This window comes from Kiloniella sp. (assembly GCF_048270245.1).
Lineage (GTDB): Bacteria > Pseudomonadota > Alphaproteobacteria > Kiloniellales > Kiloniellaceae > Kiloniella.
In genome coordinates, this window is sequence record NZ_JBLWTH010000002.1 from 147545 (window position 1) to 172076 (window position 24532).

General features: G+C 44.2%; 22 protein-coding genes. 6 read left to right on the forward strand and 16 right to left on the reverse strand.

The annotated features are described in order from the left end of the window. Positions 1–92 precede the first annotated feature (92 nt). The 8 genes from ACN0W5_RS05855 to ccsA all read right to left on the reverse strand — a co-directional run bounded on the left by ACN0W5_RS05855 (position 93) and on the right by ccsA (position 10462). On the reverse strand, positions 93–740 hold the full coding sequence (locus ACN0W5_RS05855; protein WP_417453257.1) for an HAD family hydrolase: 648 nt from the start codon (positions 738–740) through the stop codon (positions 93–95). Positions 741–807: 67 nt separating this feature from the next. Further along, positions 808–2184, reverse strand: coding sequence for a Trk system potassium transporter TrkA (gene trkA, locus ACN0W5_RS05860; protein ID WP_417453258.1), 1377 nt, complete (start codon positions 2182–2184; stop codon positions 808–810). Positions 2185–2210: 26 nt separating this feature from the next. Then, a complete protein-coding gene (locus tag ACN0W5_RS05865) occupies positions 2211–3602 on the reverse strand; it encodes a sigma-54-dependent transcriptional regulator (protein ID WP_417453259.1) in 1392 nt (463 codons plus the stop codon). A 32-nt stretch (positions 3603–3634) separates the two neighbouring features. Further along, positions 3635–5902 (reverse strand): ATP-binding protein, encoded by a 2268-nt coding sequence (locus ACN0W5_RS05870; RefSeq protein WP_417453260.1) that lies wholly within the window; start codon positions 5900–5902, stop codon positions 3635–3637. Then, positions 5902–7365, reverse strand: coding sequence for a nitrogen regulation protein NR(I) (gene ntrC / locus ACN0W5_RS05875; RefSeq protein WP_417453261.1), 1464 nt, complete (start codon positions 7363–7365; stop codon positions 5902–5904). Before ntrC ends, ACN0W5_RS05870 begins: the two co-directional genes overlap by 1 nt. After that, positions 7362–8561, reverse strand: coding sequence for a two-component system sensor histidine kinase NtrB (locus ACN0W5_RS05880; RefSeq protein WP_417453262.1), 1200 nt, complete (start codon positions 8559–8561; stop codon positions 7362–7364). The genes ntrC and ACN0W5_RS05880 overlap by 4 nt, the downstream gene beginning before the upstream one ends. Continuing rightward, complete coding sequence (dusB, locus tag ACN0W5_RS05885; protein ID WP_417453263.1) at positions 8558–9541, reverse strand: tRNA dihydrouridine synthase DusB; 984 nt, start codon at positions 9539–9541, stop codon at positions 8558–8560. The genes ACN0W5_RS05880 and dusB overlap by 4 nt, the downstream gene beginning before the upstream one ends. 120 nt (positions 9542–9661) lie before the next feature. Next, positions 9662–10462 (reverse strand): cytochrome c biogenesis protein CcsA, encoded by an 801-nt coding sequence (gene ccsA / locus ACN0W5_RS05890; protein WP_417453264.1) that lies wholly within the window; start codon positions 10460–10462, stop codon positions 9662–9664. A 107-nt stretch (positions 10463–10569) separates the two neighbouring features. Between ccsA and ACN0W5_RS05895 the strand changes: the two genes are divergently transcribed. The 4 genes from ACN0W5_RS05895 to ACN0W5_RS05910 are packed head-to-tail and all read left to right on the forward strand — an operon-like array spanning position 10570 to position 13554. Continuing rightward, entirely contained in the window at positions 10570–11751 is a 1182-nt protein-coding gene (locus ACN0W5_RS05895) for a bifunctional 2-C-methyl-D-erythritol 4-phosphate cytidylyltransferase/2-C-methyl-D-erythritol 2,4-cyclodiphosphate synthase (protein WP_417453265.1), read from the forward strand. A gap of 37 nt (positions 11752–11788) precedes the next feature. Next, positions 11789–12292 carry a phosphatidylglycerophosphatase A gene (locus tag ACN0W5_RS05900; protein ID WP_417453266.1) on the forward strand — a complete coding sequence of 168 codons (504 nt, stop codon included), beginning with the start codon at positions 11789–11791 and terminating at the stop codon, positions 12290–12292. 9 nt (positions 12293–12301) lie between these two features. Then, a complete protein-coding gene (locus ACN0W5_RS05905; protein ID WP_417453267.1) occupies positions 12302–12793 on the forward strand; it encodes a CinA family protein in 492 nt (163 codons plus the stop codon). After that, positions 12790–13554, forward strand: coding sequence for a CPBP family intramembrane glutamic endopeptidase (locus ACN0W5_RS05910; protein ID WP_417453268.1), 765 nt, complete (start codon positions 12790–12792; stop codon positions 13552–13554). The genes ACN0W5_RS05905 and ACN0W5_RS05910 overlap by 4 nt, the downstream gene beginning before the upstream one ends. Positions 13555–13624: 70 nt before the next feature. Here ACN0W5_RS05910 and ACN0W5_RS05915 read toward each other — a convergent pair whose 3' ends face one another. The 7 genes from ACN0W5_RS05915 to ACN0W5_RS05945 form a co-directional block, all read right to left on the reverse strand. Beyond that, positions 13625–14086, reverse strand: a complete 462-nt coding sequence (locus ACN0W5_RS05915) for a type II toxin-antitoxin system RatA family toxin (RefSeq protein WP_417453269.1) — start codon at positions 14084–14086, stop codon at positions 13625–13627. Between the two features lie 15 nt (positions 14087–14101). Continuing rightward, on the reverse strand, positions 14102–15121 hold the full coding sequence (gene lipA / locus ACN0W5_RS05920; RefSeq protein ID WP_417453270.1) for a lipoyl synthase: 1020 nt from the start codon (positions 15119–15121) through the stop codon (positions 14102–14104). A gap of 160 nt (positions 15122–15281) precedes the next feature. Next, positions 15282–16679 carry a dihydrolipoyl dehydrogenase gene (lpdA, locus tag ACN0W5_RS05925; RefSeq protein WP_417453271.1) on the reverse strand — a complete coding sequence of 466 codons (1398 nt, stop codon included), beginning with the start codon at positions 16677–16679 and terminating at the stop codon, positions 15282–15284. 12 nt (positions 16680–16691) lie between these two features. Continuing rightward, positions 16692–18020, reverse strand: coding sequence for a pyruvate dehydrogenase complex dihydrolipoamide acetyltransferase (locus ACN0W5_RS05930; RefSeq protein WP_417453272.1), 1329 nt, complete (start codon positions 18018–18020; stop codon positions 16692–16694). A 21-nt stretch (positions 18021–18041) separates the two neighbouring features. After that, complete coding sequence (locus tag ACN0W5_RS05935) at positions 18042–19424, reverse strand: pyruvate dehydrogenase complex E1 component subunit beta (RefSeq protein ID WP_417453273.1); 1383 nt, start codon at positions 19422–19424, stop codon at positions 18042–18044. Positions 19425–19451: 27 nt separating this feature from the next. Continuing rightward, complete coding sequence (gene pdhA, locus ACN0W5_RS05940; protein WP_047763434.1) at positions 19452–20489, reverse strand: pyruvate dehydrogenase (acetyl-transferring) E1 component subunit alpha; 1038 nt, start codon at positions 20487–20489, stop codon at positions 19452–19454. Positions 20490–20675: 186 nt separating this feature from the next. Then, positions 20676–20990, reverse strand: a complete 315-nt coding sequence (locus ACN0W5_RS05945) for an FtsB family cell division protein (protein ID WP_417453274.1) — start codon at positions 20988–20990, stop codon at positions 20676–20678. Between the two features lie 168 nt (positions 20991–21158). Here ACN0W5_RS05945 and ACN0W5_RS05950 point away from each other — a divergent pair, with 168 nt between their 5' ends. Both ACN0W5_RS05950 and ACN0W5_RS05955 read left to right on the forward strand, forming a co-directional pair. Beyond that, a complete protein-coding gene (locus tag ACN0W5_RS05950) occupies positions 21159–22358 on the forward strand; it encodes a GTP-binding protein (protein WP_417453275.1) in 1200 nt (399 codons plus the stop codon). Between the two features lie 36 nt (positions 22359–22394). Next, positions 22395–23111, forward strand: coding sequence for a DUF4198 domain-containing protein (locus tag ACN0W5_RS05955; protein ID WP_417453276.1), 717 nt, complete (start codon positions 22395–22397; stop codon positions 23109–23111). 143 nt (positions 23112–23254) lie between these two features. On the opposite strand, the gene eno is transcribed toward ACN0W5_RS05955, so the two are convergent. Continuing rightward, a complete protein-coding gene (gene eno, locus ACN0W5_RS05960; RefSeq protein ID WP_299371966.1) occupies positions 23255–24532 on the reverse strand; it encodes a phosphopyruvate hydratase in 1278 nt (425 codons plus the stop codon).

Consider the following 24532-nt stretch of genomic DNA (forward strand, 5'->3'; position numbering starts at 1 on the left):
GTGTCCAAAAATCAGACAAGTGAGATTCTTTATCATTATGCTGAGGAAATACAACCCCCCATCAACAAAGGACTTTAAAATATTCAAATTTTCTAAGATAAAAAGGTCTTCATTTCTCCGCAGGATTTAAAATGAAGTGCGGGTTTACACTCAATAAACTCTTCCGCTTTAGGAGGCTCTGGACGAACCAAGACCGGATAACAAGCACAATTACACGCACATTGAAGATCAATATCAGTATCTCCAACAAACCATACATGTTCATTCAAGGAAATATCACTACCCTTTAGCGCAAGATCCATTACTACAGGGTCTGGCTTATCTTTTTCTGCGTCATTAGCGCCGATAATGTTCTGAAAAAATTTGTCCCAGCCTAATTTCGATACTTCTTTACGCAGAATATATCCCTTTTTATTACTCACAATAGAAAGATAAATACCTTTGGACACCAAAAGCTCCAAGAGTTCCTTTGCATAAGGCAAAGGCGTTAAAACATCCAGGTGGCTCGCTTCGTATGTATCATAAAAAATTTTGGTGGCTGCATCGACTTTATCACCAAAAATCAAAGGGAAACTCTCACGTGCAGAAGCGCGAACCCTATCTTTAGCCTCTTCAAGTGTCCAGGGAACCATACCCATTTCTTCGAAAGTGACAGAAAGAGCGTGATGGATCGAAACCCAGCTATCAATTAATGTATTATCCCAATCAAAAACGACAGCTTTGGGGGAAGAAAATGTCATAAGTATTCTATATCTCTAATTTCATAAAAAAGAATATTGCATAAAAATGATTACTGGAGGCATCCTCCTAGAAAAACTCGAGCTTAACGGCAAACAGCTTTTCTATTTTTTTGACGGCTTCAGCAGCAGAGAAAATCACAACAAGATCATGTGATCTGACAATAGTGCCGCCTCGTGGGATGATTACCTCACCATCCCTAACAATGGCGCCAACAATAACACCCGGTGGTAGTTTTGCTTCTCGAATTGGCACACCCACTAAGCTTGATGTTTCGAGAGCTTCAGCCTCAATAACTTCACCAAGCCCATCAGCAATTGTATGTACTGAACGGATACGCCCCCTTCTAACGTGTTGTAATATGTTAGACACCGTAATATTACGCGGATTAACAACAGTATCAATACCCAGAGTGCTGATAAGTGGCGCATAGGACGTTGTGTTGATCAGTGTCACCGCACGTTTACAACCATGCCGTTTTGCCAATAGAGAGGTAAGGATATTCACCTCATCATCATTTGTAACAGCAACGATAGTTTCAGTCGTGGAGATATTAGCTTCGTTCAAAATTTCAGCATCAAGAGAATCACCATGAATAACAACAGTTCGCTTCAATGACTTGGCAACAAACTCAGCACGTTTTTTGTCCAACTCAATCAATTTTAGCTTCACTTGAGGGTGGTTTTCCTCCACAGATTTGGCAAGATATAGCCCAATATTGCCACCACCAATAATCACAACTCTTCTTGCTTCAGATTCAGCATGACCAAAGGCATCCATTGCCCTGTTGAGATGCCCATGATCAAGCACAAGATACACATCATCATCAGGACGCAATTCGTCATCAGGTGTAGGAACAAAGCCCTTGCCCTGGCGAAAAATGCCAACAACAACAACATTCAAAGTAGGGAAAAGCTCTGTTAATTGCCTAAGAGGGGTATGAATAATCGGTGTGTTTTCTGTACAGTGCACACCAATCAAGCTCACTTTGCCATCAGCTAACGGATAAACATCAAATGCGCCCGGTATTTGAAGACGCTTTTCAATGGCTGCAGCAACCTCAATTTCAGGTGAAATAATCACATCAATAGGCATGTGATCCCGTGTAAAAAGATCTGACCACATCGGATCTAGATAATTTTGCTCGCGGATACGGGCTATCTTTGTTGGCACGTCGAAGATCGAATGACAAATCTGACACGCGACCATGTTGACTTCGTCAGCATGGGTAACCGCAATAATCATATCCGCTTCAGAAGCACCAGCTTTTTCAAGGACATTTGGGTGCGAGGCAAAACCAACAACACCTTTTACATCCAGGGAGTCCGTAATCTTGTTTACCAAACCAGGATCACGATCAATCACAGTGATATCAGCATTCTCACTTGCAAGATAGCGGGCAATATTAAAACCCACCTGGCCAGCACCACAAATAACTACTTTCATAACAGGATCCTAAATCCGTAATTTATTCAGCTTCGGTCTGTCGAAATACCAAGAGTTCTTAACTTACGATGCAAAGCAGATCGTTCCATACCAATAAATGTAGACGTTTTCGAGATATTTCCACCAAAGCGCATAATTTGTGCCTCGAGATATCTCTTTTCAAAAAGCTCACGCGCATCTCTCAAGGACAACGACATAAGGTCTTCTTGCCCTGAACCACCAGATGAAACAGACGGAGATATTGAACCAATGTCAGGTGGCATCATCTCAGCTGAAATAACTTCATCTCCCTCACCCGGTGCCATTATCAACAACCAATCAATAACGTTCCTGAGCTGCCGAACATTACCTGGCCATTCATAAGCCTGAAGGGATGCCAGTGCATCCTGAGCCAAGGGACGCGCGGGTATACCATTCGTTTTCGCAGACAGGTCCATAAAGTATTCTATCAAGTCAGGTATATCATCCCGTCGATCGACTAAGGCAGGCACGACCAATGGCACAACATTCAAGCGATAATATAGGTCTTCTCTAAACTCACCCGCAGCGATCAAAGCCTGTAAGTCTTTGTTTGTAGAGGCGATAACTCTTACATCAACGTCAACTTCGACATCTCCACCGACCCTGGTAAAGGACTGTTCTTGTAAAACACGGACAATTTTCCCCTGTGTTTCAAGGGGCATGTCCGCGACTTCATCAAGCAAAAGAGTTCCCCCATGTGCCTGCTCAAAAGTACCAAACCTTATAGAGGTTTCCCCGTCTTCATCTTTGCTTTCTGTGCCGAATAATTCACTTTCCAACCTATCGGGATGCATTGTGGCACAATTCAAAGCCACAAAAGATCCGTTACTCCGCGCAGATTGTTGGTGTAATTGACGAGCAACAACCTCTTTACCTGCACCTGCAGGCCCGGTTATTAAAACACGGCTGCCTGTGGGGGCTACCTTATCCAACGCCTGCTGAAGCTGAACTACTGGGGCAGAAGAACCGATTAATGAGGACTGTACAGCCGCACTAACCTTCAAACGTTCATTCTCACGCCGCAATTCAGAAAGTTCTATTGCCCTATTGATTATTAAAAGCAATCGATCCGATTTAAATGGCTTCTCAACAAAATCAAATGCACCAATTTTTATGGCACTTACCGCAGTCTCAATTGTGCCGTGGCCAGACATCATAACAACAGGTAAATCACTGTAATCGTGTTTGATTGCTTCTAGGATGCCAATACCATCCAGTTCAGAATTATTAAGCCATATATCCAGTACAACCAAGCTAGGGCGACGGGCATGAATTGTCGCAAGAGCTTCCTGACTATTGGCAGCCTCTCTGACGACATAGCCTTCATCTTCCAGAATGCCACTTAGTGCCATTCTGATATCAGCTTCATCATCAACAATGAGAATTTCGCGGGTCATCTAATCAATCTACTTAAATTAGTTAAAGTATTTTATTTGCTGGTAATTGGGAAAACCAAGTGCACTTGCGCACCAATTATTTCCCCAGTTTGATCCAAATTATCTTCAAGGACAAGAGAGCCACCATGATCTTCCATAATTTTCTTAACAATCGCCAACCCCAAACCTGTCCCCTTCTCTCTATTCGTTACATATGGTTCAGTCAGCTTTTCACGATCTCCAGAAGGCAATCCCTTCCCTGTATCCTTAATAATGACAGAAATTTCAGTATCTGACTTTTCCAAAAATACTTTAATTGTTGCCTCTGTGCCCCTATTTCCTTCTTCCAGCTTCCCTTCGATAGACTCTCCTGCGTTCAACAATAAATTCGTTAAGACACGATTGATTTGCTCAGGATCACAGGAAAGAAGAATATTTTCGTCAGGAACAATCGTTTCAAAATCAATTCCTTGTTGCGCGGTATCCTGTAGAAAAACAGATTCTTTAATAAGCTTAGTCAAATCGGTTTCTTTCATTTTGGGGACAGGCATCCTCGCAAATGAAGAAAACTCGTTTACCATTGTGCCGATGTCAGTAACATGACGAATAATGGTATCAATACAAAGTTCAAAAGTCTTTGCGTCACTCTCTATCTCTTTGAGATATTTCCGCTTTAGCCGCTCAGCAGAAAGCTGAATTGGTGTAAGTGGATTTTTTATTTCATGGGCAATACGTCTGGCAACATCAGACCAAGCCGCTTTGCGTTGAGCAGAAACCAGTTCAGTAATATCATCAAAAGTAATTACAAAACCAATAATTTCAAAATCATCTCCAAGCTCTGCAACGGTACGCAACAACAAGGTACGTTGTACACCGTTTTCTTGGGTATAGGGAATGTGTTTTTCTACCGGACGCAAAGGTCTTGATTTTGCCTCTTCCACAAATTCAGCAACTTCCGGCATCACCACAGAAATGTGCTGCCCGCGAAGTTCGGCAAATTGATCAACAAAAAATGCTGACGCAGATCTATTAGGTAGAGTGATTTCTGCTTTTGCATTCAAACCAATCACACCAGCAGTAACCCCGCCGAGAACAGCTTCGATAAACCTTGTACGTTCATCCAATTGAGCGTTGGTGCTCATCAATTCCTGTTGTTGGCGCTGCAATTCCCCCGTCATCAAATTAAAGGTTCGAGACAAGCGTCCGATTTCGTCATCAGATTTATTCGAAATAACCCGTGTCTCGAGATTACCTTCGCGTACCTTTTCAGCCGCAGCAATCAAGTTTCCAATCGGTCCCGTCAGATTATTGGAAAAGGTTAGTCCAACCCACACAGAGGCCAAAAGGATCATCAACGCAACAATCGCAAAAATCATCGCAAAGGTAAGAACAAAGCCAGAGCGTTGTCCTTCAAGATCAGTATAGAGAGCAACAGCACTTTTTGCGCGATCAATATGTTTTAAAATGTTTGGATCAATCGGGCGACCAACGATCAGGAATGATCCATCAAATCCACCAAGATAAACAAGCGCACGAACGCGATCATTATTTTCGGCATTGAGAATAACAACCTCACCATTAATCGCATTATTTATAGCAAAATCAGGTATTTCTGGTGCAAAATTAAGTAAAAAACTAAATGCAGCTTTTCCCTGAACCTGACCCGACTGATCAAAAACAACCGCTTCGGTTAAATTAAGACGATTAGCTCGATCAGTTAAAAAGGCATCAAATTGATCTTCATTCTGTATCATCAGGTTTAAAGACTGCCCAAGGTCGAATGAAATGGACAAGGCATCAGCAACAATACCTTGTTGGTGCTCGTTGAGATAAGATTCAGCAACTGCGTATGACTCCTTTACTGCAGTGCTCACTTTCTCATTAAACCAGCCCTTTAACCCAAATTCAAAAAAACCAACAGAAACCACGGCAACAATGATGGTTGGCGTTACAGCGACCAGACTAAATAACCCAACCAGCCGAGAATGTAGCTTCGAACCAGCAAGTCCCCGTTTTCTCTCAAGCCACAAAAGAACAAGCCGCCTAACAACAATTGCTAACAAAGCCATCAACAGAATAAAATCCGTCGTCAGCAAAAGAAGAATGAATTGCGGGTCATTTGCCTGGGAAAGGTCACCAGAAAGAGCAGAAAAGGTTGTAATCCCACTAATACTGGTGGCGATAAACAAAATAATCGCAAGCTTTCTCTCCAGACCAACACGCTTTGCCCAAAGAGATGCGTTTAACCAAAAGCCATTATTTTCCACACCTGCATCACTTTCAGATACAGAAATCTGATCATCCTGTGTCTGATCAATCATTACTTAGCCCCCTTGATCACCGACACATCCAACTCTTTAATTTTTTTTCGCAAGGTATTTCTGTTTAATCCCAAAAGCTTAGAGGCTTGTATTTGATTACCGTTTGTCGAAGCCAGTGTAAGTTCAATCAAAGGCTTTTCAATTTCTTTCAAAATTCGATCATACAGTCCAGTTGCCGGTAGGTCAGGAAAGTGGGCAGCAAAATATTCACTGAGGTGCCGCTCTACAGCCTCACCAAGAGATTCATTTAATGCAGGCGCAACAGTAGGACTTGCATGATTTTCTTCAGTACTTGCCCCTTTGGAAATAAGACTAAGCTCATGCTCAACTATATCATGTGAAATAACATCCTGACTGTAGAGAACAGTTAAACGTCGAACGACATTTTCCAGTTCACGAATATTACCGGACCAATAATTGTTTCTTAAAGACGCCATAGCACCTTGGTCAATCACCTTACCAGGCAAACCTTCCTGCTCACACAACCGTAAAAAATGCGATACCAGCTCGGGTATGTCTTCAGCTCGCTCCCTTAGTGGCGGCAACCTCAACGGCACCACACTCAGCCGATAGTACAAGTCTTCCCTGAAGTTTCCCTGCTCGACCATTTGTGCAAGGTCTCTATGTGTAGCAGTGATAATACGGACATCTGCCTTTATAGGTACACGTCCGCCAACTGTCGTAAATTCATTTTCCTGTAAAACACGCAAAAGCCTTGTTTGAGCTTCCAGCGGCATATCACCGATTTCATCCAGAAACAAAGTCCCACCAGCGGCCTGCTCAAAACGCCCAGAATATCGCGCTGTTGCACCTGTAAAAGCCCCTTTTTCATGCCCAAAAAGCTCACTTTCAATCAACTCTTTAGGAATGGCTGCCATATTTACAGCCACAAAAGGTCCGGCTTTTCTTTTCCCATAATCATGAAGAGCCCGCGAAATCAACTCCTTACCGGTGCCTGATTCTCCTGTCACCATCACGGTCAGATCCGTCGCCATCAACCGGGCCATAACCCGATAGATTTCTTGCATAGCAACAGATCGCCCGATCAAAGGAAGCTGTTCTTCCGGGTTGTTATCAACTTCTGCAACGATTTCGGCAGGCTCTGAAAGTGCTCGTTTAACAGTTAAAGATAACTCTTTGAGATCAAAGGGTTTTGGCAGGTACTCAAATGCGCCACGTTCTGTTGCTTTTACGGCTGTTAATAGTGTGTTTTGCGCAGACATTACAATAATGCGTAACTCTGGTCTGATCTTTTTTATTCGCGGAATAAGATCCAGACCATTTTCATCCGGCATCACAACATCAGTGATTACCAGGTCGCCCTCACCTTTGGCTACCCATTGCCATAATGACGCCGCACTACTTGCTGCTTGTACACGATACCCCTCTCGCCCTAATGCGTGCGTCAGAACAGTTCTTATCGCCTGATCATCGTCAGCAATCAAGATAGTCGCATCACTCATGACAGGCCCCTTAAGTCACTATCAGTGTGGTTTATTTTTTTATTTCTTAAATCTTTAGGCACCAGCGGCAGGCTAACGGAGAATTTAGTGGACCTTGGTACACTTTGCAGTTCAATAACCCCACCGTGCTCTTCAACAACCTTGGAAACCAGCGCCAAACCAAGCCCTTTACCACCAGATTTTGTTGTAACGAAAGGATCAAAAAGATGCTCATGAAGATCAGCAGAAATACCCGGCCCATTATCTTCAACCGTCACCAACAAAGGAAGATCCATACGCTCATTCCCTCCCTGTAATCGCATCCTTACACCTTGCTGATAACTTGTTGTTAAAGTGACATCGCCACCCTCTTTACCAAGTGCTTCGACAGCATTTTTAATTAGATTGAGAAAAGCCTGTATCAGAAGATCCCTGTTCCCATATACCTCTGGAAGCGAAGGATCATATTTCTCGGTAAACTTGACGTTCTGCCCAAACCCAGTTTCAGCAAGAAGCCTTACATGGGCTAAAACCTCGTGAATGTTAACCGCCTCCCGCTGCATTGGGCGGGTATCTGAGAACATCTCAATACGGTCAACCAAGGTAACGATGCGGTCTGCCTCATCACATATCAGCTTGGTGAGTTGTCGATCATCCTCACCTGCACTTAACTCCAACAATTGAGCTGCGCCCCTAATGCCGGATAGCGGGTTTTTTACTTCGTGGGCAAGCATAGCCCCCATAGCCGTAATTGACCTTGCTGCATTACGATGTACAAGTTGATGGTCAATTTTTCGGGCGATAGACTGCTGTTGAAGCGTGACAACACTAAATCCCGGCCTGTCATGCATCGGTGATATAACAACGGCAACTAAATGTGTTCCAATTCTTGGTGTTTCAAGTCGCACGCCATATTCAGCAACAGAACTCTCTTCTCTTTGGGTCTGTTCAATCAAATGAACTATCTGAGAATCTTCCGAAAAGTGAGTACTTAAAAGGCTACCAACCAAAACCACCTTACTCGATTGCAAGAACTGTTCAGCAGACTGATTAACAAATACAATCGCCTTGTCCGGTCCAACAACAAACACCGGATCCGTTAAAGAATTCAATACGCTTAGAGATGCTGAATTTTCGTCAAGAGACAAAGGACCATATCTATCTGACGCTAACGCCACCTTTTGCCTCGAATCACCGCTTACAGAGCTTTTGGTCATGCTGCTTTATCAATGTGCGGTTGGAAATATTCTCCCAACATATTGATTACGACGTCTGGTTCATTAACTTTATTTATTTCAGCCCGAAAAGAAGCTGAGTCAGGAAGCCCCTTACAATACCAAGCCAAATGTTTTCGCGCGATAGCAACCCCCTTGCGTTCACCATAATGGGATAACATCGCGTCATAATGCTCACAAATAAGTTCGTATATTTCTTTTAAGTCCGGCTCATCAACATGCGTTCCATCGCGCAGATACTGACTGACTTCGCGCAAAAGCCATGGCTTGCCATAGCATCCCCGACCAATCATCACACCATCAGCACCAGAAGACTTCATTGCCTGTTTAGCATCTTCTGGGGTTAAAATATCACCGTTAATTACAACGGGGACTTTAACTGCATCTTTGACAGCACGCACAGCTTCCCAATCCGCTTCCCCTTTATACATCTGGTTTCTTGTGCGACCATGAACGGTAATCATTTGAATACCGACGTTCTCTGCACGCTTTGCCAGTTCAGGGGCGTTCCGGTTGGTGTCATCCCACCCCAACCGCATCTTAACAGTAACTGGCACATCAACTGCCTTTACTGTGGCGTCCATTATATCTTCGGCCAGCACCTCATCTTTCATAAGAGCTGATCCCGCATATTTGGAAACGATCTTTTTAACCGGGCAACCAAAGTTAATATCGATAATAGCTGCCCCACGATCGACGTTCATCTTTGCAGCTTCAGCCATTATGCTTGGGTCACACCCCGCCAATTGCACAGCCATAGGAAATTCCTCAGCACAATTCGTACTTAATTTGAGTGACTCTCGACTCTCTTGAAGCATCGCCTTGCTGGCTATCATTTCTGAAATCACGAGCCCTGCACCATAGCGTTTGACCAAACGTCGATAAGGCATGTCTGTTACACCAGACATCGGAGCGAGTAAAACTGGGTCCTCGATCGATATCGGACCAATTGAAATGCTCATTCGTTGTGCACCATCTACAATCGCCTAAGATTTAGGCATCTAAGAAAAGCTGGTTATACAGCCTTTCCACGCTTATGCGAAGGGGAATGTGTAAATAAAACCCGCTGAAAATTTGATTTATCAAGCCAGTAGAACGTCTGTTACAAACTTCACCCCCGGATAGGCAAGGGTCAACAATAGATAAACCGCCAGAACAAAACGAACAGCACTCTGCCCGCGTATACCAATAAATTTGTGCAATATTAAAAGAATGGCAATAACAACAAAAGCGATGAGCGCAAGCAGAGATTTATGATCCAACCCCAAAAAATGACCTGATGCTGAATACTGACGGGCAAATCCTGTCAATATCCCCAAGCCAAGAACAACCTCGGCCATCGTCAATAAACTTACCTGGAATCGATCAGCATCATACACCGAAGGTAACTTAATTAAAAACGGGCTTTCGACCTTCTTTAACTTCAAAGCACGTTCTCTTAACTGTACTGATACAGCAGAAATAGCGGCCAATGTACAAAGAGCGTACGTCAAGATAGATGCCAAAATGTGCAGCACCAGCCAGTTGTCCATACTTTCGATAGGATTTGCAGTTGCTGATTGCCCTTCCCAAACAACTGCGAATACACCAAGCACAAACAGATAGGGCGCAAGTAAGAGAGCGAGTTTTTCAAACTCTTTTACCAGTAGAGAGAAACACAAAAACAACAACAGGCTAAATGATATCGTAATCCAAAGGGATATACTCACACCGCCATCCCAATGCCCCATGAGATGAATCATAGTGGTAAAGCTAGATCCAACCAGAGCAATAAACAATGCGGCTCTCATCAGAAAGGCAGAACTGTCCGTCTTTGATATCCAGGGTATCAATATCGCTGGCAACATCAAAATAAGTGCAAGCATTCCCCAAAAAACGGTCATAATCGTACCTTCTTACTAGACATCTGATTAGCCTTTGTTACATATCATTTTGTTACTACTGTAAATTAGCCTAAATTGGCAAGAATCGAAATCAGGAGAATACGCCTATGTCCGGAACCTGGGCAATCATTGTCGCCGCAGGCAGGGGCCGCCGTGTAGGAACTGACCTTCCAAAGCAGTATCTCAAGTTAGGTGATACCAGTATTCTTGCCCTGACACTCGATAATTTTTTTAAACACCCAGACATTGATGGGGTTCTTGTTGTCATTCACCCTGATGATGAAGATCTTTTTAAGCACGAGTGCCTTGAGTTTATTAACAAGGTCCGTATTGCTTTTGGGGGGGCTACACGTCAAGAATCAGTATTGAATGGCTTACAAGCACTAGCAAAAACAAGTCCCAACGTTGTCCTTATCCATGATGCTGCTCGCCCTTTTACCAACCATAACGTCATCAGTAATCTCGTTCATGCAGGCACCTCTGGAAAAGCAGCCATTGCTGCCTCGCCCGTTGTGGATAGCCTTAAGCAGGTTACAAATAACACAATCCTTAAAAATGTTGCCAGAGACGAACTTTGGCATGCACAAACACCCCAAGCATTTCCCTTTGATTTAATACGTGATGCGCATATAGCCACCAACAATCTGGAAAATTACACAGATGATGCCGCTGTTGCAGAAGCATTCGGTCATCAGATATCAATTGTAAAATCTGGCAAAGAAAATTTTAAAATCACGACACCAGAAGATATGATTCAAGCAACCATGATCCACAAGAACATGCAAACTAAAGAGCTAAATATGGAAAGCAGAACTGGCTTTGGATACGACGTACACTGCTTTGAAGAAGGTGATCACGTCACACTTTGCGGTGTTGATATCCCGCATACAAAAAAACTCAAAGGCCATTCCGACGCTGATGTTGGTCTTCATGCACTGACTGATGCGATACTTGGTGCGTTGTGTGAAGGTGACATTGGGACCCATTTTCCACCTACCGATCCGCAATGGAAAGGTGCGTTGTCAGACCAATTTCTCATTTTTGCCCGTGACCGGGTCCTTACTAGACAAGGTAAAATCATACATGTCGATGTAACTATTATTTGCGAAAAACCTAAAATAGGTCCGAACAGAGAAATAATGGTCACAAAGATGGCCGAAATTTTGGGCATCGCCTCCAGCCGTGTCAGTATTAAAGCCACCACATCTGAAAAACTCGGTTTTACAGGCCGGGAAGAAGGTATTGCTGCTCAGGCAGTTGCAACAATTCAACTTCCCTCTGACGACTAAACCAAATCAAACAAATTAACATTGTAAAGACGCGCATATGTCTCAAAAACAACTCTCATCTTTTCACCCTGCCGCCTTGATTTCAACTTGGTTCGGCGCAGGTCTTATAAAGTTCGCTCCTGGCACATGGGGCTCGCTAGCGGCCCTCCCTTTTGCTTGGTTTATTTCATATTACACAGGCTCTGTCGGATTGATCATTGCCTCTCTCATAGCTTATGGCGTTGGAATTTGGGCAAGCGGCCAATATTCAACGGCTCTTGGCAAAGAAGACCCCGGCGCCGTTGTTATTGACGAAGTTGCAGGCCAATGGCTTGCGCTAGCTTTTGTTCCCCTGAACCCTATTCTTTTTCTCATCAGCTTTTTGATCTTCCGCTTTTTCGACATCGTCAAAGTTTTTCCGGCCAACTGGTTAGATCAAAATGTCAAAGGCGGCCTAGGCATTATGTCTGACGATATGGTCGCTGGATTATACGCCCTGATAACATTTTACCTTCTTTATGAATTTATCCCCTATACTCGTGAGCTTCTAGAACGCTTTTAGGAAGCCATCATGCCCCTAACGTCTGAGATTGATACACTTGCTACGGAAATACTTGAACTCTGTCGTGCTAAAGGCTTTCAAATTGCCACCGCAGAATCTTGCACCGGAGGGTTAATTGCAGGCGCATTGACCGAGATTGCAGGATCTTCGGATGTCGTGGACAGAGGTTTTGTTACCTACTCAAATGAAGCAAAACATGAAATGCTTGGTGTCCGTACAGAACAAATATCGATGCACGGCGCTGTCAGTTCACCAGTCGCATCGTCAATGGCCGAAGGCGCAATGAAACACTCTAATGCTCAGCTAACAGTGTCTGTAACAGGCGTTGCAGGTCCCGGCGGCGGAACGTCACAAAAACCTGTTGGTACTGTATTTATCGGAACTGCATTAGAAAATGATCGTACCCTCTATCAAAGCTATCGATTTGAAGGTGATCGGACATCTGTTCGACAGCAAACTGTTCATGCAGCCCTTTCTTTCTTAAAAAACAGACTTTTATGAACACACATATTGACGAACAAACATCTCCAAGGGATCGCATTGCATCTCTTGCGGATGTCCCTCTTAGCCAACTTATCCTCGCATTTATTTTATTCTTGGTTGCCATCAAAGGCATCGCCTATTTCCTACCTGCTTTTTTCTCAGAAACAGAAAACGGTTCATCCATTTCGTACCCACTAATCCTTTTGGTTCTGATACAGAATTTACTTATTCTAATTATAGTACGAAATGTCCTGCTAAAAAAATACGGTCTGAACTGGCAAAACCTCGGATTATTACCAACATCTGTAAATTGGTGTTATCGCGCGGTACTTTTAACCTTACCGCTCGTCGCTACAGTTGGCATTGTAAATGTCGCGGCGACACAATTAATCAACACTGAATTCGTCAATCCACAGCTTGAAATGCTGGCACCTCAAGGGTTTAAGTGGGATGCTTATATTATAACAATGATCGCAACAGGCATTATTGCCCCCTTTGGTGAAGAGGTGGTTTTTAGAGGCGTCATTCTTGGATGGCTTGACCAAAAATTTGGTAAATATATCGCAATTTTGATCAGCTCACTGCTCTTTGCCTCAACTCACGGCATCCCTGCTTTAATCCCAGCACTAATGGTCGCCGGGATAGCTTTTTCCTTGATCGTTTACAAAAGCCAATCTCTTTGGCCAGCAATCATTCTACATTCGGGATTTAATATGTTTATGACAACAGCGCTTTATTATGCGCTTTCTCAGGGTGCAAATCTTCCCGGAACACAATAAAAGTTTACCCGACGTCTTCACACCCCATCACGCTGATATACATAAAAGAGTCTTTAAAGCTATTGAGTTTTTAAGCTGATGTGCAGCCTTCGCCATCATACGGCACATACAAAGTCGCAGCTCTGGCTTCAAATGCATGAACCATACGTCTGACAGCTTCATGGAAAAATGGCTCCATGATCAATTGCAGCATTTTTGATTTAAATTCAAAATCTACATGGAAATCGACAAGACACCCTTCTGGGTGCTCTTCAAAGATCCATGTGTTGGTCAGGTACTTAAAGGGACCATCAACATAAGCAACATCAATACGTAACTGTTCGCGATGAAGATCAACGCGACTGGTAAACTTCTCTCTGACCATCTTAAAACCGATGATTAGATCAGCAAATATCCTTGTATCTTGCCGACTCTTTATCCTAGCCCCCACGCACCAGGGCAAGAAATCTGGATAGCGCTCAACATCTGCAACCATTTCGAAAACTTGCTCTGGTTTGAACTTCAGTACTTTTTTTTCAGCGTGAATAGGCATTTTTAGTGTCCAAAATCAAGAACGAGACAGCTTTTCTTCTCTGGCTTTTCTTAATTCCTGAAAATCTTCGTCAGCATGATAGGATGAGCGCGTCAAAGGTGTGGATGCAACATGCAAGAACCCTTTGTTATACGCCATCTTTTCATAAAACTTGAATTCTTCCGGGTCGACAAAACGATCAACAGGATGATGCTTCGGCGTTGGCTGTAGATACTGCCCAATCGTCAGAAAATCCACATCAGCAGAACGCATATCATCCATAACCTGTAGCACTTCATCTTTACTTTCACCCAGTCCAACCATCAGTCCAGATTTCGTAAAGAGTGTTGGGTCAAGTTCTTTAGCGCGATCCAGAATTTTCAAACTGTGGTAATAGCGGGCACCGGGACGCACTGTGGTATACAAACGCGGAACCGTTTCCAGATTGTGGTTAAACACATCTGGTTTTGCCTTTACGACGACTTCCAACGCACCATCTTTGTGCCTGAAATCAGGCGTCAGAATCTCGATTGTTGTATCCGGAGCATCTTTGCGTGTCGCCGCAATCACCTTTGAGAAGTGCTCGGCACCACCATCATCCAGATCGTCACGGTCCACCGACGTAATCACAACATGACGCAACTGTAACTTAGCAACAGCCGCTGCAACGCTATAAGGTTCAAGCGGACTTAACGGATTAGGTTTACCCGTCGCGATATTACAGAATGAACAAGCACGAGTACAAATCCCGCCCATGATCATCATTGTAGCATGTTTTTTTGACCAGCATTCGCCAATATTAGGGCATGCTGCTTCTTCGCACACAGTATGAAGATTGTTATCACGCATTAGCTTGCGTGTTTCCTGATACCCTTTGGATACCGGTGCTTTTACTCTTATCCAAGAAGGCTTTCGCTGGATAGGAGAGTCGGGACGTTTGGCCTTTTCAGGGTGCCGCATCTTCGCACGGTCATCCTTTGTGGAAATAATACGCTCTGCGCGTTCTTTTCCCTCTAGCTGGGATGTTGTTTGCTCTGAAACCATGGTTTCTGTCATCAACTAACTCCGACCATTTCGCGAACCAATCCTACAATGGAAGAGGTTTACACGCCGTTACTAACAGGAAGGCAGAAAGCGCCTTCCTGTTACATGCTGCAATACATATGGAATTACAGCAAAATCTCAAGCTTTAAGATTGCCTGCGGCAAAATCACACCTAGAAGTGAATCGCCCGACCATAGGCATCCAGCACAGATTCATGCATCATCTCTGACAAGGTTGGATGCGGGAAGACAGTGTGCATAAGCTCTTCTTCGGTTGTCTCAAGTCCCATCGCGACAACAAATCCCTGAATAAGTTCAGTGACTTCCGCGCCAATCATATGTGCCCCGAGTAGTTCACCCGTCTTGGCATCAAAGATCGTTTTGACCAGACCTTCGGCCTCACCAAGCGCAATAGCCTTTCCGTTACCCGCAAAAGGGAAGCGTCCAATTTTAACATCTCGACCTTCTGCTTTGGCCGTCTGTTCGTTCAGACCAACAGATGCAATCTGTGGATGGCAATAGGTACAACCAGGGATCTTTGACTTATCAATCGGATGCGCAGACAAACCCGCAATCTTTTCAATACAAACAACACCTTCGTGTTCAGCCTTGTGCGCCAACATTGGCGGACCAGCCACATCACCGATCGCAAAAACACCCGGTACATTGGTGCGCGAAAACTCATCCGTAACAATACAGCCACGATCAGTTTTGATACCAAGGGCTTCCAAACCAAGGTTTTCGATATTCCCAACAACACCAACAGCGGAAATCACACGATCAACGGTGATCTGCTCAGTCTTGCCATTTTTCTCAAGTGTCGCAGTGACCTGATTGGATTTTTTATCGAGCTTGCTGACCTTAGTTCCTGTGCGGAATTTCAAACCATGTTTACCCAACTGCTTTTGGGCTAGCTTTGAAATCTCATCATCTTCCACGGGCAAGATTTTATCAACAACCTCAACAACCGTTACCTCGGCACCGAGTGTGCTGTAGAAATCGGCAAATTCGATACCAATAGCACCAGACCCAACAACCAACATTGATTTGGGCATCGTATCAGGACGCAAAGCTTCACGATAGGTCCAAACAAGCTTGCCATCAGGCTCTAATCCCGGAAGAGTTCGGGCACGAGCACCTGTTGCAATGATAATATTTTTGGCTGTTAAAGCCGTTTTTTTCTTATCTTTGCCTTCAACCGTCATCTTGCCAGCAGCGGTTAAAGTACCCGTGCCGTCAAAAACCGTTACCTTGTTTTTCTTGAGAAGGTGGCCAACACCGCCGTTAAGCTGCTTTGAAACACCTTTGGAACGCTCAACGATTTTTTGCAAATCAAAGCTGACATTTGATGCGGATAAACCATAGTCTTCCGCATGTTTCATGTTACGGTAAATTTCTGCAGATCGCAGCAATGCCTTCGTCGGAATACATCCCCAGTTCAGGCAAATCCCGCCAAGGAGATCTTTTTCCACCACAGCAGTTTTCAGGCCCAGCTGTGCCGAACGGATCGCCGCCACATACCCCCCAGGGCCACCACCAAGAACAATAACGTCAAAGTTAGTATCACTCATAGTTTCATCCCCCTAAAGAAGCATGGAGAGAGGTTCTTGGATCAAGGCTTTAAATGCGGCCATGTACTCTGCACCAACCGCACCATCGACCACACGGTGATCAACAGATAGGGTACAGGTCATCACTGTCGCAATTGCCAAGGCACCATCTTTAACGACAGGACGCTGCTCACCAGCACCAACAGCAAGAATACACCCCTGTGGTGGATTGATAATGGCAGAGAAGTCTTTAATACCAAACATACCAAGGTTAGAGATCGAGAATGTTCCCCCCTGATATTCTTCGGGTTTCAGCTTCCCATCACGTGCACGCCCGGCCAGATCTTTCATCTCGCTAGAGATAACACCAAGACCTTTATTCTGAGCGGCTTTAATGATTGGCGTGATCAGACCTGATGGTGTTGCAACAGCCACAGATATATCAGCGTTTTTGTAGCTAAGAATGCCTTCATCACTAAATGAGGCGTTTGCCGCAGGTACTTTTTTCAACGCCAGAGCCGCCGCACGAATAACAAAGTCATTCACGGAAATCTTCACATCACCACTTGCATTCAATTCTTTACGGAATGCGAGTAGCTTATCCATTTCACAATCAACCGTGAGGTAGAAATGCGGAACGGTCTGTTTGGACTCACTCAGGCGGTTGGCAATCACACGACGCATAGAGCTCAACGGCTCCAAATCGTATTCCATACCAAGCATATCAGCGAGTTCGCGTGCGTTTGGTCCCGATGCATCAGGCGCAGTCTTGGCCGGAGCCGCAGCAGATGCTCCTGCAGGTGTACTCGCTTTACCAATCCCCTGTTCCAGAGCGGACAAGATATCAGCCTTTACAATACGACCATGAGGGCCAGACCCCTTAAGGGCAGAAAGATCAAGATTTTCCTGAGAAGCCATGCGTCTGGCAAGCGGACTTGCAAAAATACGCTCACCACTTGCAGAAACAGGTGCTGGCCCAGTTGGCGTTGACGGTGGTGTTGATGGTAGCGCTTTCTCTGCTGTTGACGCAGCGGAAGCAGATTCTTCTTGCTTCGGCTCAGCCTTAGCGGCAGATGCTTCAGTTTCAGATGAAAAATTCTCTAACGCACTGGCATCTTCGTCTTCTTCCAGCAAGACAGCAATCGTCTGATTAACTGCTACACCTTCAGTTCCGCCGGGAACAAGAATCTTGGCAATTGTACCTTCCTCAACCGCCTCTACTTCCATTGTCGCTTTATCAGTTTCAATTTCGGCAAGAACATCACCGGAATTAACAGTATCACCTTCATTCACCAGCCAACGGGATAATGTACCTTCTGTCATTGTAGGCGACAGGGCGGGCATAAGAATATTTATAGGCATCGTATTTCTCCCCTGCTCTACTTATGAGCGATAGCAGACTTCTTTGGCCGAAGTAACAATGTGAGAACTCTGTGGTAGCGCAAGCTGCTCAAGGTTCGCGGCATAAGGCAACGGAACGTCAACACCCGCAACACGTTGAACAGGAGCATCAAGGTAATCAAACGCCTGTTCCATAACCATTGCTGAAATTTCAGACCCAACACCAGAGAAAGCCCAGCCCTCTTCAACCGTCACAAGACGATTGGTCTTACGCACGGAATTAAGAATGGTCTCGGTATCCAGTGGACGAATTGTCCTTAAATCAATAACTTCTGCAGAAATGCCTTCTTTCGCAAGCTCTTCTGCCGCTTCCAAAGCTTTTCCAACCATAATAGAGAAAGTCACGATAGTAACGTCAGTACCCGGGCGAACAATCTTGGCTTTACCAATTGGCACGGTCCAATCATCCGTATCCGGCACGTCAAAACTCTGTCCGTAGAGAAGTTCATTCTCCAGGAAGATCACCGGGTTCGGATCACGAATGGCAGACTTAAGCAGTCCCTTGGCATCTGCCGCAGAATAAGGGGACACAACTTTAAGCCCCGGACAATGCGCATACCAACTTGCATAACATTGAGAATGCTGAGCACCAACACGGGATGCCGCACCGTTAGGTCCACGGAAAACAATCGGACTGCTAACCTGACCACCAGACATGTAACGTGTTTTTGCTGCTGAGTTAATAATGTGGTCAATCGCCTGCATCGCAAAGTTGAACGTCATAAATTCAACAATCGGGTTTAGACCATAAAACGCGGCACCAACACCCAACCCGGCAAAACCATGCTCTGTAATGGGTGTATCAATAACGCGCTTGGCACCAAACTCATCAAGCAGCCCTTGACTGATCTTGTAAGCCCCTTGGTATTGAGCGACTTCTTCACCCATGAGGAATACTTTTTCATTACGGCGCATTTCTTCTGCCATTGCATCACGCAACGCTTCGCGAACTGTCGTGCTGATAACAGGTCCGTCCCATTCGCTCTCTGGCGCAACAGATTCTGCTTTTGGTGCTTCTGGTGCAGCCACATTGGCAGACTCGGATGATACTGCGGCTGGCTGGGATTCAGTTTGAGCAGCAGGTGCCGCAGCTGAATAATTACTGAGGTCCGCATCACTTTCGCCCTCTTCAAGAAGAAGGGCGATTGGGGTATTTACAGCAACATTATCCGTATCACCATCAACAAGGATCTTACCAATAATCCCATCGTCAACGGCTTCTACTTCCATCGTCGCTTTATCTGTTTCAATTTCGGCCAGAATATCACCTGATGATACACTGTCGCCTTCGTTTTTCATCCAACGCGCAAGTTTCCCCTCTGTCATAGTGGGGGAAAGCGCAGGCATAAGAATTTCTATTGGCATATTTTCTTCTCCGGAATGACGGACAGCTTACGCGTCAGCGTACACATCGGTGTAAAGTTCAGAAGGATCTGGCTCGGGGCTAGACTGTGCAAATTCAGCAGATTTGGAAACAATCGCTTTAACATCCTTATCGATTTGCTTCATACCTGCTTCGTCTATCACATTCTTTTTATCCATGACCGCGCGGAGACGTTCAATTGGATCGCGTTCTTCACGCACTTTTTGAACTTCTTCTTTTGAACGGTATTTAGCTGGATCAGACATGGAATGCCCACGATAACGATAGGTCATCATCTCCATGATGTACGGGCCCTTGCCACTTCTGGCATGTTCCACAGCAATCTTAGCCGCTTCACGCACAGCAACAACGTCCATACCATCAACTTGCATACCGGGAATTCCATAGGCACTGCCACGATGATAAAGTTCAGTGCTATTCGCAGAAGAACGTTCAGTTGACGTTCCCATGCCATAACGGTTGTTTTCAATGACATAAACAACAGGCAGATCCCATAAGGAAGCCATGTTGAATGATTCATAAACCTGCCCCTGATTCAATGCGCCATCACCCAAATAGGCAACATTGACTGCATTTTCGTCCAGATACTTATGAGCAAAGGCAATGCCTGTTCCAATAGGAACCTGAGCACCAACAATACCATGCCCACCATAGAAGCCTTTTTCTTCGCTAAACATGTGCATAGAACCGCCCTTACCTTTGGAGTATCCGCCGATACGCCCGGTAAGTTCAGCCATCACACCATCAGGATCCATACCACAAGCAAGCATGTGTCCGTGGTCACGATAAGATGTCAGAATCGTATCACGATCTTCTAACACAGACTGGATGCCAACAACGACAGCTTCCTGCCCGATGTAAAGGTGACAAAATCCACCGATCAAGCCCATGCCATACAATTGTCCCGCTTTTTCTTCAAAGCGGCGGATCAAAAGCATTTCACGATAAAAATCAAGGATCATTTCATTGTTAACGTCGGATGGAAGCGCAGAAGAGGCTGTCCGTTTCTTAGGGGCCCGTTTGGTGGGCGTTTTTTTAGTCGCCATGCGAGGTTTCCCGTTCAAGTTAGTGTTACGCACTAAGGGGTTTATGTCTCGCACCTAAAATAAGGGAAAAGTAATTTTATTACAATAGATTTTATGATCTTGATTTATAAGGATTTTTTCTACATTAACTGAAAATAAGTTAACCCAAGAAAGAATGCTGCATTGCACAATATTTAGTTAATTATTTTAGCGCTGTTTTATAACCAGATATTCGTTTTCGCGACCGTAATTAAGAACATCCCGCGCCCGTTCTTCCAAAAGGTCAGGATCCAAGTTATCAGGACGCAAAAGGGCAACCCTTGATTCCAGTTCTTGGCGATCACTTTGAACACCAACCATTTCAATTTGTTTGGCTTGCAGATTTTGGGTGAGATGGATCCACGCCCAAACCCCGCGATCACCTTCAATTGTGTGATACGCGAAATAAGCAACCAGTGACGCGCCCAAGACCTGCGGGATCACGACACGGGATCGTTTATGAATCTCTCTAAATAAAGACATTTACTCTAAATCAATTTTATTTGCATGCAGCCTAACTAATCTAACAGATAAAATAGTTATTGGGAATAAACAAAGCATTAATGCTCAATACAGAACACAAAAACACAATTGACATGGGTTATGTTATAACATAACAATTGTTCAAACGTCTGATTTGAGGTGATAATTATGAACAAACTAAGTGTAACAGTCCTTTCTGGTTTTCTTGGGGCAGGCAAAACAACCCTTTTAAACCAAATTCTCAACAATACGGAACTCGAAAGAGTTGCTGTTATCGTAAACGACATGAGCGAAGTGAATATCGACGCTGATGTTCTTCAATACAAAAATTCATCTCTTTCTCAAACGGATGAAAACCTTGTTGAAATGACGAACGGTTGCATTTGTTGCACATTAAGAGAAGATTTACTTCAAGAAGTCAATAACTTGGCAGGCTCCAATAAATTCGACCACTTAATTATCGAATCATCTGGGATTTCAGAACCCCTTCCCGTTGCAAGTACTTTTGAATTCAGAGACGAAAATGGCTTTAGCCTCTCAGATGTGACCACCCTAGACAACATGGTTACGGTTATTGATGCGGGAAATTTATTAAATGACTTCTCCTCTTCTGACCTGCTATGTGACACCGAAGAATCACTCGGTCCAGATGACAAACGCTCCCTTGTTAACTTGCATGTCGATCAGATTGAATTCTCAAGTACTATTATTCTGAACAAAACTGACCTCGCATCAGAAGAAACATTAAAAGAAGTTAGAAAAGTAATTAAGGCTCTAAACCCTGATGCAACTGTTTTTGAAACACAACAAGCAAAAGTCCCCCTAACAGAACTTCTTGATACACATCGTTTTAGCTTTGAAAAAGCCCATGAACACCCTCTTTGGGCAAAAGAACTTTATGGATACGAAAATCATGTTCCTGAAACAGAAGAATATGACATCCACAGCTTTGTTTATAGGTCAAAAAAACCGTTCGTTCCTGAAAAAATTGCACACTTCTTTAGCCAAAAACAAAACGGTGTCCTCAGATCAAAGGGTCATTTCTGGCTATCAAATCGACCAGATCAAGTTGGCGAAATGTCCCAAGCAGGAAAATACACTACGACGGAATTGATTGGTAAATGGTGGTCTTCTGTCCCCAAAAACAGGTGGCCAGACGATCAAGAATTCATCACACAAATTAAAAAAAATTGGGATCCCGCATTTGGTGACCGTCGAAACGAAATCGTTTTCATTGGTTCTCAAATGAATAAAGAAGAAATAATTAACCGGCTTAATGACTGCTTAGTCAAAGAAGACGAATTTCTTCCTGAAACTTGGCAATCGCAACATAAAGATTGCTTCAATCACTGGACTCAACAGGCCTGACGACAATAACATTCAAAAACCAAAGATATTTTTACAATGAGAAAACTTCTCCCTGCCCTATTACTTACCCTCCTCCCCACAACCAGCTTTGCGCATGGCATATGGATTACTGATCGTTTTGGCGAGCCATCTATCGTCTATGGTCATGGTGCGTCAGATGACTCCTATCAGGATGAAAAGCTGAAATCAGTCCAAATACACATGCCAGACGGCACAGTGAACACAGGGAAAACGCGTAAGACTGAAAGTTATATCAACATTAAAATTCCAAAGAAAACACAAGCTGTCACAGCCGTTTTCGATAATGGATATTGGACAAAAGACACAAAAGGAAAATGGCATAACCTAAAAAAATCACAGGTAGAAAATCCAGTATCTGCAGGACATTATTTTAAATACACCACGCACATTCCTCTTGGTGCAAGTGCCTTAGAAAAACCTCTGGGCCTACCATTAGAAATTTTTCCCCTGCAAAACCCGCATGATCTAGAGCAAGGAGGCAAGCTGTCTCTTCGGGTTCTTTTGAATAAAAAACCTGTAGAAGGATTGAAGGTAATCGCTGATTACGTCAATGACGAAGCAGCTAAGAAATTGATCACTGACGAAAATGGTGAAGTAACAATTACAATAAGGAACCAGGAATTAAACGTAATTGCAGTCTCGACAACCAAAGAACTCGAAGACAAAACTGATGCAGATAAAGAGGGTTATTTCTCTACCCTTTCATTTGCCTTGGAACATAAACACCATTAAATCCATTGCTCTGGTAGTATTTATCGGATCAAACATCATACCATAATAAAACAGGGGCCTCGGTTCACTCCAAGGCCCCTGTCGATCTTTTATATGAAACGGTTCCGAATAAATTCCAGTACCGCTTTTAATATATATTTAAATTACTTACGCAGAACGCTACGTCCAGCGTAATGGGCCATTGACCCTAACTCTTCTTCGATACGGATAAGCTGGTTATATTTCGCGATCCGATCTGAACGGGAAAGAGAGCCAGTTTTAATCTGCCCACAGTTCGTGGCCACAGCCAAATCAGCAATTGTGCTATCTTCTGTCTCACCGGAACGATGCGACATAACGGCTGTATAGCCAGCTTTATGTGCCATATCGACAGCTTCAAGAGTTTCAGAAAGCGTACCAATCTGATTGACCTTAATCAGGATAGAGTTCGCAGTATCCGTTTCCAGACCACGCAGGAGACGTTTTGGGTTGGTCACGAAGAGATCATCACCAACCAGCTGTACTTTATTGCCAATTGCTTGTGTCAAAGACTTCCAACCATCCCAGTCATCTTCGGCCATGCCGTCTTCGATGGAAAGAATTGGATAGCGGTTAACAAGGTCTTCAAGGTAACGAACCATTTCGTCAGCGCCCAGTGATTTTCCTTCACCAGACAGTTCGTATTTGCCGTCTTTGAAGTACTCGGAAGAAGCACAATCAAGTGCCAACATCACGTCATCACCCAAGTTGTAACCTGCGTTACCAACAGCTTTTGTAATAAAGTTTAATGCTTCATCTGTAGAGGCAAGACTTGGCGCAAAACCACCCTCGTCCCCAACATTAGTGTTATGACCGGCATCGCTAAGTGATTTTTTTAGCGAGTGAAAAATCTCTGCGCCCATCCGGATTGCATCAGAACCAGAAGCTGCCCCAACAGGCATCACCATAAATTCTTGAATATCAATAGGATTGTCAGCATGCGCACCGCCATTGATGATATTCATCATCGGCACAGGAAGGGTTCTCGCAAAAGCACCGCCAACATAACGGTACAAAGGCAGACCAGCATCTTCTGCAGATGCTTTCGCAACAGCCAAACTTGCGCCCAGAATAGCATTCGCCCCTAAACGGGATTTATTTTCAGTGCCATCAAGATCAATCATAACCTGATCGATCAAAAGCTGGTCTTCTGCATCCAAACCGATAAGGGCTTCAAGAATTTCTTCGTTTACAGATTCAACAGCCTTAAGAACCCCTTTGCCAAGATAGCGTCCTTTATCCTGATCGCGAAGCTCAACAGCTTCATAAATTCCTGTTGAAGCACCAGAAGGCACTGCAGCACGCCCAAAGGCGCCACTTTCCAAAAGAACGTCAACTTCTACGGTAGGGTTGCCACGAGAATCGAGGATCTCACGACCTTGTATGTCGATGATCGCCGTCAT